Annotated in this window: 14 protein-coding genes; 11 read left to right on the top strand and 3 right to left on the bottom strand. The window is 48.5% G+C overall.

Translation table 11 applies throughout. The annotated features are described in order from the left end of the window. Position 1 precedes the first annotated feature (1 nt). The 5 genes from VGN67_RS11405 (at position 2) to VGN67_RS11385 (ending at position 6,246) form a co-directional block, all read left to right on the top strand. Entirely contained in the window at positions 2-1,690 is a 1,689-nt protein-coding gene (locus VGN67_RS11405) for a PAS domain S-box protein (RefSeq protein WP_327486954.1), read from the top strand. 50 nt (positions 1,691-1,740) lie between these two features. Continuing rightward, a complete protein-coding gene (locus VGN67_RS11400; protein WP_327486953.1) occupies positions 1,741-2,193 on the top strand; it encodes a response regulator in 453 nt (150 codons plus the stop codon). 38 nt (positions 2,194-2,231) lie between these two features. Further along, entirely contained in the window at positions 2,232-4,199 is a 1,968-nt protein-coding gene (locus VGN67_RS11395; protein ID WP_327486952.1) for a response regulator, read from the top strand. An 81-nt stretch (positions 4,200-4,280) separates the two neighbouring features. Further along, positions 4,281-5,141 carry a peptide chain release factor N(5)-glutamine methyltransferase gene (gene prmC / locus VGN67_RS11390; protein ID WP_327486951.1) on the top strand — a complete coding sequence of 287 codons (861 nt, stop codon included), beginning with the start codon at positions 4,281-4,283 and terminating at the stop codon, positions 5,139-5,141. 148 nt (positions 5,142-5,289) lie between these two features. Continuing rightward, entirely contained in the window at positions 5,290-6,246 is a 957-nt protein-coding gene (locus VGN67_RS11385) for a MoxR family ATPase (protein ID WP_327486950.1), read from the top strand. Positions 6,247-6,258: 12 nt separating this feature from the next. On the opposite strand, the gene yidD is transcribed toward VGN67_RS11385, so the two are convergent. Continuing rightward, positions 6,259-6,468 carry a membrane protein insertion efficiency factor YidD gene (yidD, locus tag VGN67_RS11380; RefSeq protein ID WP_327486949.1) on the bottom strand — a complete coding sequence of 70 codons (210 nt, stop codon included), beginning with the start codon at positions 6,466-6,468 and terminating at the stop codon, positions 6,259-6,261. Positions 6,469-6,525: 57 nt separating this feature from the next. Beyond that, complete coding sequence (locus VGN67_RS11375; RefSeq protein WP_327486948.1) at positions 6,526-7,386, bottom strand: TerB family tellurite resistance protein; 861 nt, start codon at positions 7,384-7,386, stop codon at positions 6,526-6,528. 108 nt (positions 7,387-7,494) lie between these two features. On the opposite strand from VGN67_RS11375, the gene VGN67_RS11370 reads away from it, so the two are divergent. Both VGN67_RS11370 and VGN67_RS11365 read left to right on the top strand, forming a co-directional pair. Next, positions 7,495-8,268, top strand: coding sequence for an HNH endonuclease (locus tag VGN67_RS11370; protein WP_327486947.1), 774 nt, complete (start codon positions 7,495-7,497; stop codon positions 8,266-8,268). Positions 8,269-8,645: 377 nt separating this feature from the next. Then, positions 8,646-8,894, top strand: a complete 249-nt coding sequence (locus VGN67_RS11365) for a hypothetical protein (RefSeq protein ID WP_327486946.1) — start codon at positions 8,646-8,648, stop codon at positions 8,892-8,894. Between the two features lie 126 nt (positions 8,895-9,020). Here VGN67_RS11365 and VGN67_RS11360 read toward each other — a convergent pair whose 3' ends face one another. Then, positions 9,021-9,764 (bottom strand): slipin family protein, encoded by a 744-nt coding sequence (locus VGN67_RS11360; RefSeq protein WP_327486945.1) that lies wholly within the window; start codon positions 9,762-9,764, stop codon positions 9,021-9,023. Positions 9,765-9,974: 210 nt separating this feature from the next. Here VGN67_RS11360 and VGN67_RS11355 point away from each other — a divergent pair, with 210 nt between their 5' ends. The 4 genes from VGN67_RS11355 to lgt all read left to right on the top strand — a co-directional run bounded on the left by VGN67_RS11355 (position 9,975) and on the right by lgt (position 15,139). Next, positions 9,975-10,952: a ThuA domain-containing protein gene (locus VGN67_RS11355; protein WP_327486944.1), complete on the top strand. Its 978-nt coding sequence runs from the start codon at positions 9,975-9,977 to the stop codon at positions 10,950-10,952. A gap of 340 nt (positions 10,953-11,292) precedes the next feature. After that, positions 11,293-12,750 carry a TlpA disulfide reductase family protein gene (locus tag VGN67_RS11350; protein WP_327486943.1) on the top strand — a complete coding sequence of 486 codons (1,458 nt, stop codon included), beginning with the start codon at positions 11,293-11,295 and terminating at the stop codon, positions 12,748-12,750. Between the two features lie 310 nt (positions 12,751-13,060). After that, positions 13,061-14,065 carry a class 1 fructose-bisphosphatase gene (gene fbp, locus VGN67_RS11345; protein ID WP_327486942.1) on the top strand — a complete coding sequence of 335 codons (1,005 nt, stop codon included), beginning with the start codon at positions 13,061-13,063 and terminating at the stop codon, positions 14,063-14,065. Between the two features lie 234 nt (positions 14,066-14,299). Beyond that, entirely contained in the window at positions 14,300-15,139 is an 840-nt protein-coding gene (gene lgt, locus VGN67_RS11340) for a prolipoprotein diacylglyceryl transferase (RefSeq protein WP_327486941.1), read from the top strand. Positions 15,140-15,151: the final 12 nt, after the last annotated feature.

Raw genomic sequence — 15,151 nt, 5'->3', positions numbered from 1 at the left:
TATGCTACAAGAAGAAGCCCTGGACCGGATAGCACACCGGTTGCTCAGGCGTCAGATTAGAAAACAGTTACCTCCCGAGCTGGCTGAGCACCCGGGCATGGCCGATTTTCTGGCGGCGGTAGACCTGGCCTACGGTGAGTTCGGGGAAGATATTAACCGGGTTGAACGTATCCTGGAGCAAAGTTCCAACGAGCTTTTCAAGGCAAACCGGGAGCTAAAACGCATTGCCGAAGAAAAAACTGCCGAGGCCGCCTTAACCAGTCGTCGGCTCGAAGAGGTTGTAAGCAGTATTTCCGAAATTATCATTCAGCTGGACGGGAAGGGAAGCATCACCTATCTCAATACCGCCTGGGAAAAAGTAACGGGCTACCCGGTCAAGTCCAGCCTGCACAAAAAGCTATCCGATTTTGACCTTAGCTCCTCGGCCTGCCTCAGCCTGGCCATGCTACTCAGCCAGGAAGCCGAATCGCTGAACGAAATCATTCAGTTTTTTACGACTTCGGGTACCGACAAGTGGCTTCAGTTGTCGCTGCGACGCCAGATATCACCCCAGCACGAGCACATCGGCTACATTGGTACCCTCGTTGATGTAACGAGTCAGTACCAGGCCCGGATGGAGCTGAGCCGCCTGGCCCTGGTCGTGAAAACTACCAAAAACAGTATGCTGATTGCCGATGCCGACGGAAGGATAACCTGGGCCAACGACGCCTTTACCAAACTTACCGGCTACTCGCTGGAAGAATCGCTGGGCAAGGTACCTGGCCGCCTGCTGCAGGGCGAAAAAACCGACCCGGCCGTACGAACCATCATCAATACGAAGCTAAAAGAGAAAGAGAGTTTTCAGGGAGAAATTATTAACTATAGCCGGTCGGGGCGGGCGTACTGGGTGGAGCTGTTCATTGAACCTTTGTTTGACGAAGACACGCAACATATTGGTTTCATTGCCGTACAGAATGAGGTGACGGAGCGGGTAGAGGCCGAAAAAAAGCTCAAAGCCCACACCCGGGACCTGGAACGCATCAACGCGGAACTGGACCAGTTTGCCTACGTGGTGAGCCACGACCTGAAAGCCCCGCTCCGGGCTATCAACAACCTCTCGGAATGGATTGAAGAAGACATCAGTCACCTGCTCGAAGGCGAAACCAGGGACCAGTTCAAGCTGCTGCGCGGGCGCGTATTCCGGATGGAAAACCTCATCAATGGTATACTCCAGTACTCGCGGGCGGGCCGTATCAAGGCCATTGCCGACCAGGTACCCGTGCGGCCCCTGGTGGAGGAAATCTGCGATGCCCTGCGGGTACAGGATGAGCTCAGCTTTAACCTGCTGGGCGACGACCTGTTTATCCATACCGAAAAAATAGTACTTCAGCAGATTCTGCAGAACCTGATTTCCAACGGTATTAAGTACAACGACAAAAAACGGATAGCAATAACCATTTCCTGGGAAGACAAGGGCTCTCACCTGAACTTTGCGGTTACCGACAACGGCCCCGGTATCCGGCCCGAATTCCACGAAAAGATTTTTGTCATTTTCCAGACCTTACAGGCCCGCGACGAAATAGAAAGTACCGGCGTGGGGCTGGCGATTGTCAAGAAAATCATTGACGAAAAGGGCTGCAACATCTGGGTGGAATCTACCATGGGAGAAGGTACTACCTTCCATTTTACCTGGCCCAAAGCCGAACGCTAAGTTTTTTATATGCTCAACTATTTTTATACACTCACTATTTAAAAGAAAAAATGTTAACAGAAATTCAGAAGATGAACCGGGTACCACAGGACCTCATTACTATTTTGCTGGTGGAAGACGACGAAGTAGACGTCATGAACGTTAAGCGCGCTTTCAAAAAGAATAACATCCTGAATCCGCTGGTTACCACCAACAATGGTCTGGAAGCCCTGAAAATTCTCCGTAGCAACAACCAGGAAGTACCCATGCCCCGTATCATACTGCTGGACCTCAACATGCCCATGATGGGTGGCATTGAGTTTCTGCAGGAACTCCGCAAGGACCCCCAGCTCAGCTCTCTCTCGGTTTTTGTCATGACTACTTCCAACGAAGACAGCGACAAGATAAAGGCGTACAATCTGAACGTGGCCGGGTACATCCTGAAGCCCCTGTCGCTGGATAGCTTTATCGCGGCGGTTTCTACCTTAAATAGCTACTGGACCCTATGTGAATTTCCCAAATGATACCACCCTCCTACACACCGGAAGAACATAAAGCTGTTATGTCCATTTTGTTGGTAGAGGACGATGACATTGATGCCATGTCGTTTCAGCGGGCTATCAAAAAATCAGGTATCAGGGTGGGGGAAATCAGGGTGTGCAAGTACGCCGAAGAAGCCCTGCAGTTGCTTAACGACTGGCTGCCCGACTGCGCCTTCATTGACTACCAGCTGCCCCGGACCAACGGTCTCCAGCTACTCAAAAAGATAAAGTCAGGAGCGCCCCAGCTTCCGATTACCATCCTGACCTCACACGGTGATGAGCGTATTGCCGTAGAAATGATGAAGGCCGGGGCCTTCGACTACTTCCCCAAATCGGAAGTAAACGGCGAAAAACTGGCCAAAACGCTGCATGCCATTCAACGCATGGTAGAAGCCGAACGGCAGCAGGAACAAATACGCTCCGAACTGGCCGATAAAGAGGCATTTATCCAGAAAATCACGCAGCTTTCGCCCAATATTATTTATGTAAATGATATTGAGAAAGGTATTAATGTGTACCACAACGAACAGATCCGGGAAATACTGGGGTACAGCAATGAAGACCTGTTACATACCGGGCAGTCGCTGTTTTTGCAAATAGTTACGCCCGAAGAACGAAAACTCCTGCTCCGGCACTACTGCCGTATCCGGCACCGGATTAAGGATGGCGCCGTACTGGAAAAAGAACTTTGTCTGCTGCATAAAGACGGCTCGGAGGTATGGATTATTACCCGCGAAGTACCCTTTAAGCGCAACGCCCGGGGCAAGGTAAGTCAGGTACTGGGCACCGCCATTGACATTACGGAGCGCAAAAAAGCGGAGAAAGAACTGATTCAGGCCAAGAAAGACGCCGAAGAAGCGGCTCGCATCAAGGCGGAGTTTCTTTCTACCATGAGTCACGAAATCAGGACCCCGATGAATGCCATCATCGGCTTCACCGAACTGCTGCTGAAAGAAAACTTTACCGGTAATAACCTGCAAAACCTCCGGACCATTCAGTACTCGGCCGAAAACCTGATGGTGATCCTGAATGATGTACTTGACTTTTCTAAAATTGAGGCCGGAAAACTCAGCCTGGAAAACCTGGAATTTGACCTGTCCGAAAAACTAAACTACTTCCGGACGGCCTTCCAGGGCAAAGCGCAGGACCAGAACATTGAACTACGGATAAATTCCGGGCCGGAAGTACCCCGGATGCTGATGGGCGACCCCTATCGCCTGAACCAGATCATCATGAATCTGCTGGGTAACGCGCTTAAATTTACCCAGAAGGGTTACGTGGAAGTAATGGTCAGCCTTGAAAAAGACCTGAACGACAGCGTTGAGCTGCGGTTTGAGGTGAGGGACACGGGGATTGGCATATCGGAGAAAAAAATAAATGAAATATTTGACAGCTACGCCCAGGTACATACCAACGACGCCAACCGGTACTTTGGCGGTACCGGCCTTGGCCTGACCATTACCCAAAAAATAACCAGCCTGATGGGCGGCTCCATCAGGGTGCAAAGTACCCTGGGTGAGGGGTCGGTCTTTACGGTACGGCTCCCCTTCAGAAAGGTTACTCAGCGAAAGGTAAAAACCATAGTACCTGCTCCCGGCGACCCTTTCTCACTGAAAGGATACAGCATACTGGTGGCCGAAGATACCATTGCCAACCAGTTGCTGCTGAAGCACCTGCTCGAAAAATGGGAAGCCGACTACATGATTTGCAACAACGGGGAGGAGGTACTTCGCACGCTGGAAGAACGGGGTTTTGACCTGATTCTGATGGACATACAAATGCCGGTTATGGATGGCATTACGGCCATGAAAAGCATCCGGAAAGATATGCCCAGACACCAGCACGTGCCGGTTATAGCCTTTACGGCCGATACCTTTGCCCGCAAAAATCCCGATTTGGTGGAGTGCCGGTTTGATGATTTCGTAACCAAACCCTTCAAATTTGACGAGTTGATTAGTGTTATGCGTACGCAGTTGAGCATCCGGTAAACCATTTTAGCCAACCTTTCTTATTCGCAGTTCTTATAATTTTCTTAACTTTCCCGCCTAAGAACCGAAAACGAGTAACGAATGGCCTCGGCGCGTCAGCTTTATCAACAATTAACCAGCCGGATTACCGTATATCCGCCCAAAGAGACCCAGGCAATCGCCTTTATGCTCCTGGAGCACTACCTGCGCCTGCGCAACGTAGATGTACTGGTAGACCGGCCCATTCCGGAGTCACAGGTACAGCCCGACTGGGATACTATTGTGCAACGGCTCAATCAAAATGAGCCCGTCCAGCATATTATTGGGTCCACGGAATTTTGTGGCCTGACCTTCCGGGTGTCGTCGTCGGTACTTATTCCCCGTCCCGAAACCGAAGAACTCGTGCGCCTGGTGACCCGCGACTACGCCGAACCGGACGAAAAGGCTTCCATTCTGGACATAGGTACCGGCAGTGGCTGTATTGCCATTGTGCTGGCGCGCTTTCTGCCCCACGCTACCGTCCACGCCTGGGATGTATCGGAAGAAGCCCTGACCGTAGCCCGCGAAAACGCCCGTCAGCTCATGGCCGACGTACAGTTTGCGCAGCAGGACATGCTTAACGTGAGCTTTCCCCTACCCGACGCCCCCGAGCAGTTCGACTGTATCGTGAGCAATCCGCCCTATGTGACCTACTCCGAAGCCGACCACATGCAGCCCAATGTACTTCGTTTTGAGCCCCACGAGGCGCTTTTCGTCGAAGACAATGATCCGCTGCTGTTCTACAAGGCCATTGCCGACTTTGGCAGCCACCACCTGAAACCACAGGGCCGCTGCTACGTCGAAATCAACGAACATTTTGGGGAGGAAACCCGGAAAGTGTTTGAGGAACGGGGCTATACGCAGGTAGAGTTGCTGCGCGACATTCACGGAAAAGACCGCTTTGTACGGGCTGTGCGGGAGTAGCGTTTCGGGGGTACCCATCGGTGTGCAAAGGCAGGAATGAGCCACCGTGGCAGCGGCCACCGTGGCAGCGGTAATTGATACAACGTACCGTCATCCGCCGCTGCCACGGTGGCTCAGTCTATCATTCACTCAATCACGCATTGGATTAATGTATTTACCAAGAATAAAGGAAGTACTCGACGAAATGGGCAAGGTAGTAGTAGGTCAGGAAAAACTCCTGAACCGACTGCTCATCAGCCTTTTTACGGGAGGACACGTGCTGTTGGAAGGAGTACCCGGTCTGGCCAAGACCCTCACCATTAATGTTATGGCCAAGGTACTTCAGCTGGACTTTCACCGGATACAGTTTACCCCCGACCTGCTGCCCGCCGACCTGGTAGGTACCATGATTTATAAGCCCAATATCGGGGACTACGAAGTAAAACGGGGGCCTATTTTTGCCAATATAATTCTGGCCGACGAGGTCAACCGCTCGCCCGCCAAGGTGCAGTCGGCTCTGCTGGAAGCCATGCAGGAAAAGCAGGTGACCATCGGCGATAGTACCTACCTGCTCGACCGCCCCTTTCTGGTACTCGCTACCCAAAACCCCGTGGAGCAGGAAGGTACCTATCCGCTGCCCGAGGCCCAGCTTGACCGCTTCATGATGAAGGTGTACGTAGACTACCTCGACAAACCGCAGGAACTGGAAGTAATGCGCCGCATGGCCGACCTGAACTTTAACCACCAGGTCAGGCCCATCCTGAACAAGGAGGAGATATTTGCGATTCGAAATGAGGTAAATAAGGTCAATATTTCGGAGACGCTGGAACGCTACATCATTGAGCTGGTGTTTGCCACCCGCCGCCCCCTCGACTACAACCTGCGCGACGAAGCCCGGTACATTCAGTTTGGGGTATCGCCGCGGGCGACCATCTACCTCAACCTGGCCGCCAAAGCCCTGGCCTACCTCGAAGGCCGCGACTATGTACTACCCGAAGACATCAAGGAGCTGGCACCCGACATCATGAACCACCGCATCCTGCTCAATTACGAAGCCGAAGCCGACGGCGTACGTACCATGACCATCATTGATTCTATTCTCCGAAAAGTAGCCATCGGAGGCTAACAGGTAGGTACGTCAGGGTACCGGGTCGTAGCCGCTGCCGCCCCAGGGGTGGCAGCGCGACAACCGCCGCAGGCCCATCCGCCCGCCCTTCCACACGCCATGCTTCTCCACCGCCTCCACCATGTACTGCGAGCAGGTAGGGGTATAGCGGCAGGCATTCGGCAGGAAGGGCGATAGTACTACCTGGTACACGCGTACGAAGGTGATGAGGATGGTTTTCATTTATTAAACTTTGAGCAAAATAAGATTTTGTGGTAAGGGCTCTCCTGCTCTTCTTGCTTACCTCAAAGCTTTATTTTTATAGTCATAGAAAAACCCTTTTGTATCCTTTTTCTCGAATTTCTCTAATGTGTTTGGAAATATAAAATTTGAAGTTAGCATCCGAAGAGGAACAATATAAAGCTTTTCTGGCATTGAGGCTTTACCTCCAACACCAATTGCTATAAAAACTGGGACTTCTCGCTTTACTTCGAAATCTTTATATCGCTTGAATTGGGCAGCATTTGCAAATTCAATTCCTTTTTCTTTTATATCTTTTCTCCATTTACATTCTACTGCAAAATCATAATTACTCTCTCCCAGTCTAAATTCTATCAATAAGTCTGGGTTTTGAGTTGTTTGAGCATATCTCCCATTTACATACTTATCACCTGCCCACTCTTTAATTTGGAAATACTTCTTGCTGAACTTCTGCACAACGAACTTCTCAAAATCATCACCACTCTTTTTATTAATATTAATCAATGCTGTTTCTGAATCAAAATCTGATGCTAAGATCCTGGCTTCAACATCTTTAATGATTTGCTCGTAATTCAAATTATTTTCCTCGGCGATTCGTTTGATGACTTTTTTCTCATTCGCAGTCAATACCCCATCAGCAATGGCCATCTCTATCACTTTCTCCAAAGATTGAAGGTGCTGATTCTCAGGCACTTTATAAATATTTTCATGCTTTTTTACAACTTCTGCTTTCTTCTTACTTTCTACTACTTTTACATTCGGTGCAGTAGCTGGTAATGAGAATGAAGCATTTATTTTACTTAATCGTTTCTCAGTATTGGATGATTTATAAATGTATAAACCAATTAAAAATGCTACTATCCCTCCACCCATTAACAAAACCCCTACCATTCGATTCATTTTAAATATTTGTATATCACGATTATGAAAAAAGACTAATATAAGTGTAAAAACTTAAATTTCTCATAAGAGATATGTAAATTCCACCTGTTTTTACACTACTCCTTCATGGCAAAAAGCCCAAACTGGACCCGAGAAGAACTCATCCTTGCCTTTAACCTGTATTTAAAACTACCTTTTGGCAAATTGCACAGTGGGAATCCAGAAATAATAAAACTTTCCCAATTACTAGGTACCCGCAGCCCAAGTTCGGTGGCTATGAGGCTGAATAATTTTGCTGCAGTAGATCCCTATCATCAGGAAAGAGGAATAGCTGGTTTGAGCGGTGGGTACAATCAGGTAAAGCCGATTTGGGATGAGTTCATAGATCACCAGGAAGACTTGGTTTTTGAAAGTGAGCGAATCTTAGCTGAATATCAACAAAGTACCATTGAAGAAGAGTACCCTGAAATTGCGTTTGACTTGAAGGACCTGAAGGGGGAAACGAAAATTAGGGCTGTAAAAACTCGGGTTAACCAAAGCGTTTTTCGCCAGATGATCCTGAAAACGTATGAGAGTCGTTGTGCTATTTCGTTGATTAATCAGCCCGATCTTTTAGTGGCGGGACATATTGTACCCTGGGCGGCTAATGAACACGAACGCTTGAACCCCGCAAATGGAATTTGTCTTTCACACCTTTACGACCGGGCGTATGAAAAAGGAATGATTTGCATTGATACGGATTACAAAATACTGATCTCTCGTAGATTAAAAGAAGAAGCTACTCAGCCATTTTTTAATGATTTCTTTGGGCGATTTGAACATAAAACTATACTCCTCCCACGCCATTACCAGCCACGAAAAGAGTTTTTAGAGTATCGGCTGGAACGTTTTATTGCATGAAGACGGAATTATCAACCTCGAAGTACCTATTCTTCCTCCTCCTGCTCCATAAACCAATAATCATCATTGCCGCACCAATGAATACCTGCTTTAAAATTAGTATGAAAGAAGTCCGCCACAAGTACCGTCCTTGTCCCACAGGTTGGGCAAGTCATGGGCTGATCATTTTGCAAAAAACCAGGTAGTTCATCCATTAGAAACATAAGGAACGGTATAGTAATTACTCGAAAGGCAAAATACGATATTTTATAAAACCTACCTCTGAAGCCCACCAAATCCTGTTTGAGTACCTCTACCGGGATGCCGGAAATTATAAGCTCTACGGTTCAGAGGTACTGAGCAACCTCTACCAATTAACCATCAGCCAAATCGAAGCCTTGATAAAAGTAGCCTTTATTGATGGAGGATGGTTTGACCCGGTAAGTTGCGGGATACCACCTCTGGAATTTGAAGGGCACGTGGAAGAGGTAGATCATAGCTGGCATGAGGTGACCCGCATTAGCATCACCTCCGAACCAGCTACCCACAGTATGGATGTAACGGAGCTTTTGGACAAAGCCATGAAAGCGCATCAGCCCCGGAAGACCAGTTCCTGTCCCAAACAGGAGTATGTATTCAACTTATAAGACCTGTGGTCGGGCCACGCTGGTCGGGCCACGCTGGTCCGACCACGCTGGCCCGGCCACAGACCAGCCCCTTACCAAAGGTACCTGCCGCGGCCGGATCAGCATGGGTACCTTAGTACCTCTGCCTCATTCCTTCTTTGTATCCCTATGTAAAATCTCCTCCGGGAATGGAAAAATAATGGTGGAGTTCTTTTCAGAGGCTATGTTCGCCAGGGTCTGGTACAGCCGGAGCTTGATCGCCGAGGGGGACTGATCAATGATTTTACCGGCGGCGAGCAGGTTTTCGGCCGCCTGCTCCTCGGCCAGCGAAAGAATGATCCGGGCCCGGCGCGACCGCTCCGCTTCGGCCTGATTGGCCATCATGCGCCGCATGTTTTCCGGCAGCTGGATGTCTTTGATTTTTACATCAATAATCACTACGCCCCAATGCAGGGTTTCTTCGGCCACAATCGCTTTAATGTTTTTACCCATCTCTTCGCGCTTTGACAGGATCGTATCCAGTTCCACTTTACCACACACATCCCGCAGCGCCGCCTGGGACAGCTGACTAATGGCAAACTGAAAATTTTCTACTTCCAGAACCGCCTTTTCGGGATTATCGACCCTAAAAAACACTACGCCGTCAATGCTACAGGGAACATTGTCTTCGGTCATGACTTCCTGAGAAACTATATTAATAGTAATGACCCGTATATCCACCATCTGAATGGTTTCCACGATGGGGATAATCCAGCGAAGACCCGGCCCCAGGGTTTTGACATAGCTTCCGAACCTGAACTTCAGGGCTCTTTTGTATTCATAAACAATACGTATTCCGGAGAGCAGGAACAATACAACCAGGCCAATAAGTACTGTGATAATAATATCCATAGGATCCAGATTTAAAGCACTGTGAGAAATGAGATTGATTGAATTGGAGAAGGTACGAAATCCAGGCGTGCCAGACAACTTCAATCCGCTTTTACTGGTTTGATTTTGGGTAGCTTACCGGAGTTCGCTCATTGATCTGCTCTGCGTGAAGTAATTCAGGGTCATGGGCTCCTTTAAAGGTAAATACAGATGAACAAAATGCTTATTGCTATGATAAAACGTTATTTACTGTTGGTGCTGCTGGTACTGCTCGGCGGAAACCCGGCCTGGGCGCAGCCGAAAAAAGGGGCAAAGCCCATCCGGACGCTGATCGTGGACGGGCAGAATAACCACGACCAGTGGCCCAAAATTACCTACCTGATGAAACAGTACCTGGAAGAAACCGGGAAGTTTTCGGTAGATGTGAAACGGACCCGTTATACCTGGAAAGGCGATGAATTTATTTCCGCTTATACCCTGGCAGGCACCCAAAACACGCAGGCACTGGCGAAGTCCCGCGTGGATTCCAGCTTTCGTCCTGACTTTTCAAAGTATGATCTGGTCGTGTGTAATTTTGGGTGGAATGCCGCCCCCTGGCCCCGCGAAACGCAGCTGGCCTTTGAACAATTTATCAGCAAAGGCGGTGGGCTGGTGGTGGTGCATGCCGCCAATAATTCATTTCCCGACTGGCCCGCCTACAACAAAATGATTGGCCTGGGCGGCTGGGGCGACCGGACCGAAAAGGACGGCCCTTACGTGTACTACGACCAGAAAGGCAAGCTGGTCCGGGACATGCAGCCGGGCAATGCCGGCTCGCACGGAGCCCAGAAGGAGTTTCTGGTGACGATCCGGAAGCCCGACCACCCTATCACCAAGGGTATGCCACTCACCTGGATGCACACTAAAGACGAAATGTACGACCGCCTCCGCGGACCGGCCGAAAACATGGAGGTACTGGCTACTGCGTTTTCTCCCAAAGACAACCGGGGTACCGATCGGCACGAGCCCATGATGATGACGATTACCTACGGCAAGGGCCGGATTTTTCATACTCCCATGGGTCACGTTGACTACTCGGTTGAGTGCGTGGGGTTCATTACTACTTTGCAGCGGGGAGCGCAGTGGGCCGCCACCGGAAAAGTGGACATTCCGGTTCCAGCCGATTTTCCCACGGCTGAAACTACCAGTCAGCGGCAGGCGGGCCGGTAAAGGTTAGCAGCCGGTGTGGTGCCCAATCAGAAACTACCTTTTCTTTATATTAGGAATAATTAATCGGATAGAGGCCCTACAAAGGGTACTGAAAAACTGTATATAAATATCAGGACGAGACATAGGCAGGTTTGATATTGAACTTCTTTCATGCATTCACTCCTAACAGTTATATCTTTATTATCAAGATAGTATACCTCCCTGGCCGTTCGGTAAATTTAAGATGAATTGATATCTATTAATGCTCAGTACATGAAACTCTTATTCATATTTTTCTCTAATTTAAGATTTGAGAAATGAATATAAATTTTTAGAATTATTCACCTACATCTAGTCCTCTATGAAACAGAAGATCCTTTACAATCTGATAGTCGGATTCTCCCTTACTTTGACATTTAGCCAATTTATATCAAATCCAGGTAAAGTACTTATTTCAATTCACGCGGTGACCGAGAAAGGACAGCCTGTCAAGGTAACTACAACTGATATGCTAACAAGGGAGCCCATTATTATTGCCGAAACCTATGTAGATACTAATGGAATGGCTTCATTTGAAATCCCTCTTAAAAATGTAGTATTTGCCAGCTTACAAATTGGTGAGCAGCGCAGTACCCTACTAGTAAGCCCTGGCGATCAACTTCAGGTAGCTTTGGATAGTAAGAATGCTTCTACTCCATTTCACTATACAGGTAAAGGTGCAGAAGCATCCAATTATCTAACCCAATCCGGAATGATCTATCGACAGTATGAGAGACGGGGAGGAGTGCCTTTGACTGCCTTGGATCCCGAGGCCTTTTTTGGACGGCTGGACTCTTTACAACGAAGTTATACCGATCTTACTAATCAGTTCAAGGCATTTGAAGCCTTACCCGGTCCTATACAACGTTTATTGGAAGAACGAAACAGATTGCAATTATTGACTTACCAAATCAATTATAGCATGGCCAAGTTCAATCCCAAGGATTCGACCGGAAAGTCGCTTGCTGATCTTAAATCATACATCAGTAAGGTACCTCTTGATTCTTCACTACTGGAAGCTCAACTACCAGAATACGCTATGGCGCTCTTGTTTTATCTACAGGTAGAGTCGCAATGGCCTCTGGTAATGGGAAAAGCCAGGGAAGAAGTAGTCGCACTACGTGATAAATTACCTTTATTGTCAGATCAGTTAATCCAAAATCAAAGTTATCCCGCAGCGATCAAAACTTTTCTTCGGGCAAAAAATATAGAAACTTTATTAACACGTCAGGGTGTAAATGCGGTTGCCGACTCACTAATGGTTTCGCTAAAAAAAGAGCCTGGTTATGATACCTACGCTCCATCTCTTGAAAAGAAGTACAGAAAGTGGCAACCACTTGCAACCGGCCAGATGGCTCCTAACTTCTCTGGAACTACCCCAGAAGGGAAAGTTATTTCTTTAAGTGATTTAAAAGGGAAAGTAGTATATATTGATGTTTGGGCCACCTGGTGCCAGCCATGTCTGGAGGAACTGCCCATTGCTAAGGTGCTACAAAAACAATTTGAGACAAACAATCAGGTAGCTTTTATGTATGTATCTGTGGATAAGAATGAAAGTGCCTGGAGAAAGCGATTAACAAAAGAAAAGGAATTCATGGGGTTGCATATCAACCAGCCAACTACAGAAACTGGTGAACCATTTTTAAATACCTATCAGCTGTATAGCATTCCTCGCTATATACTTGTGGACCAGGAGGGAAAGTTGGTAAATGTAAACGCTCCTGCTCCTTCCTCGGGTAAGGTTGGAGATGAGCTTATCAGGCTGTTAAAAAAATTATAATCTGCATACTACAGGATCTTAAGAGGGTTCGCTGGGTTTTGATTTGGACAGTCTCCCTTACGATTATAGATAATCCTTACTTCTGGAGCAATCTCTGGTACCTTTTCATATTCAAATCTTAGAAGGCCAACTAAATTATCAATTTGCCGTTTAAAAATACCACCCGTAGTACTTTGGTCCTCCGTTTTAAATTGTACACTCAATTCAGGATGGAGGACCTGCTCCTGATTAGTCCCCACATTTCCAGACTAACATTGTCCTTTTTCCGGGAATAATAGTACCTTAGGAGCTTTCCACTTCAATTAGCCCGATGAACAATACCACACCCCATCCCTTAGTACTACCCGTTGGCACTACGCTCGACCGCTACATACTGCACCGCCAAAACGCCTTTGCCTTTGCCACGGGGGAACTCTCGCAGTTGCTGCGGGATATTGCCTTAGCGGGTAAGATTGTGCACCGGGAAGTAAATCGCGCCGGACTCATTGACCTGACGGGAGATATGGGCCTGCAGAATGTACAGGGAGAAGCCCAGCAAAAACTGGATGTCATCGCTGATGTACGTTTCCGGCGCGCCCTGACCAACGGCGGAGAAGTATGCGCGCTCATCTCGGAGGAAGAAGAGGGCCTGTTACTGACCGGAAATAACAAGGGCAAGTACGTAGTAGCCATTGACCCGCTCGACGGCTCCTCCAATATTGATGTAAACGTATCCATAGGTACTATCTTTTCCATTTATCGCCGGGTAACGCCGGTTGGTTCAGAGCCCACACTGGACGATTTCATGCAGGGTGGTCACGAGCAGGTAGCGGCGGGGTATATCCTCTACGGTTCGTCTACGATGCTGGTTTATACCACCGGCCACAGTGTCAACGGCTTCACTTACGATACTTCGCTGGGAGAATTTATTCTGTCGCATCCTTCCATCACCAGTCCCCGGAGGGGTACTACCTATTCGTACAACGACGGAAACCTGAACGCCTACGCCGAACCGGTACAGAAGTACCTGTCGGCCTGCCGCGAAAGTGGCTTTTCGGCCCGGTACATTGGTTCGCTGGTCGCTGATTTTCACCGCAACCTGTTGAAAGGCGGCATCTACCTCTACCCGCCCACGGCCAAAAATCCGGATGGCAAACTGCGGCTCCTGTACGAATGCTACCCGCTGGCTTTTATCGCGGGCATAAGCGGTTGCCTTGCGGTGAATGATACGGAAGCCATTCTGAACATAAAGCCCACCAGTCTGCACCAGCGAACGCCGCTGTACATTGGTGCTCCCGACATGGTGGAAGAATTGATGAGCTATATCAAAGAGTAATGGGTGTAGGTACCTTTTCTAAAAAACCATCCCGTAATTCAGCAAGGAGTATTTTACTAGGGAATGTAGGGCTAAAGGGAGTAATGTTTGGGGGGCTAAACCACCTGCTTCCTAACTTTTATAAAATATCTCTCTGCTTTTTTAATCAATTTTAAAACACCCTCTTAACTTTGCCGGATACAAGAACGGGCTTTTATAAACCTGACCCTCTTTACGCTACTTATACAAAAACCCATGACCGCTTATATCATCTGGAACGCCAGCCCTGAACTATTCACAATACCCGAGATTGCGGGCTTTGGTCCCTTCATTGTCCGCTGGTACGGGCTGCTTTTTGCGGCCGCTTTTTTGATTGGCCAGCAAATCATGATTCATATCTTTAAAAAAGAAGGCAAACCCCTGGAAGATATTGATACGCTGACGCTCTTTATGGTAATCTCTACCGTTCTGGGGGCACGGCTGGGGCACTTTTTATTTTATGAACCGGAAGTATTCTTTACCCGCCCGCTTGAAATAATACTGCCTCCTTACGCCGGACTGGCCAGCCACGGAGCAATCATTGGTATCCTGACCGCCCTTTGGCTTTACTCCCGCTCCCGGAGGGCAACGGGCCAATCGTTCCTCTGGGTAACTGACCGTATCGCGATTCTGGTAGCCCTGGCCGGTGCGTTTATCCGGTTTGGTAATCTCATGAACCATGAAATTGTAGGCAGACCCACCGACCTGCCCTGGGGATTTGTGTTTATGCTCAATACTGAGTACCGGCAGATACCCCGCCACCCGGCCCAGTTGTACGAGTCAATTACCTGTCTGGTGCTGTTCTTCATTTTGCTTTGGTTCTGGAACCGCCACAAAGACCAGACCCCGCCGGGTAGTATGCTGGGAATTTTCCTGATCTGGGTCTTTACGCTCCGCTTCCTGTACGAATTCCTGAAAGAAAATCAGGTGGCCTTTGAAGAAAACCTGGCCCTGAACATGGGGCAGGTACTTAGCATACCGGCGGTATTACTGGGTGTTTATTTTCTGTGGCGCTCCCGCCAGGCTACCGCCCACCAACCCGGACTAAGCCGGTAGTTTTGAGCTACT

Origin of the sequence: Telluribacter sp., from assembly GCF_035998675.1 — a bacterium.
Lineage (GTDB): Bacteria > Bacteroidota > Bacteroidia > Cytophagales > Spirosomataceae > Telluribacter.
Note: the sequence above shows the minus strand (reverse complement) of the source record. Positions and strands in the feature narration are given on the sequence as shown.

What these genes read in the sequence shown, in the direction of transcription:
- VGN67_RS11405 (WP_327486954.1), top strand. Translation starts at nt 2, where the DNA reads ATGCTACAAGAAGAAGCCCTGGACCGGATAGCACACCGGTTGCTCAGG.
- VGN67_RS11400 (WP_327486953.1), top strand. Translation starts at nt 1,741, where the DNA reads ATGTTAACAGAAATTCAGAAGATGAACCGGGTACCACAGGACCTCATT.
- VGN67_RS11395 (WP_327486952.1), top strand. Translation starts at nt 2,232, where the DNA reads ATGTCCATTTTGTTGGTAGAGGACGATGACATTGATGCCATGTCGTTT.
- prmC (WP_327486951.1), top strand. Translation starts at nt 4,281, where the DNA reads ATGGCCTCGGCGCGTCAGCTTTATCAACAATTAACCAGCCGGATTACC.
- VGN67_RS11385 (WP_327486950.1), top strand. Translation starts at nt 5,290, where the DNA reads ATGTATTTACCAAGAATAAAGGAAGTACTCGACGAAATGGGCAAGGTA.
- yidD (WP_327486949.1), bottom strand. Translation starts at nt 6,468, where the DNA reads ATGAAAACCATCCTCATCACCTTCGTACGCGTGTACCAGGTAGTACTA.
- VGN67_RS11375 (WP_327486948.1), bottom strand. Translation starts at nt 7,386, where the DNA reads ATGAATCGAATGGTAGGGGTTTTGTTAATGGGTGGAGGGATAGTAGCA.
- VGN67_RS11370 (WP_327486947.1), top strand. Translation starts at nt 7,495, where the DNA reads ATGGCAAAAAGCCCAAACTGGACCCGAGAAGAACTCATCCTTGCCTTT.
- VGN67_RS11360 (WP_327486945.1), bottom strand. Translation starts at nt 9,764, where the DNA reads ATGGATATTATTATCACAGTACTTATTGGCCTGGTTGTATTGTTCCTG.
- VGN67_RS11355 (WP_327486944.1), top strand. Translation starts at nt 9,975, where the DNA reads ATGATAAAACGTTATTTACTGTTGGTGCTGCTGGTACTGCTCGGCGGA.
- VGN67_RS11350 (WP_327486943.1), top strand. Translation starts at nt 11,293, where the DNA reads ATGAAACAGAAGATCCTTTACAATCTGATAGTCGGATTCTCCCTTACT.
- fbp (WP_327486942.1), top strand. Translation starts at nt 13,061, where the DNA reads ATGAACAATACCACACCCCATCCCTTAGTACTACCCGTTGGCACTACG.
- lgt (WP_327486941.1), top strand. Translation starts at nt 14,300, where the DNA reads ATGACCGCTTATATCATCTGGAACGCCAGCCCTGAACTATTCACAATA.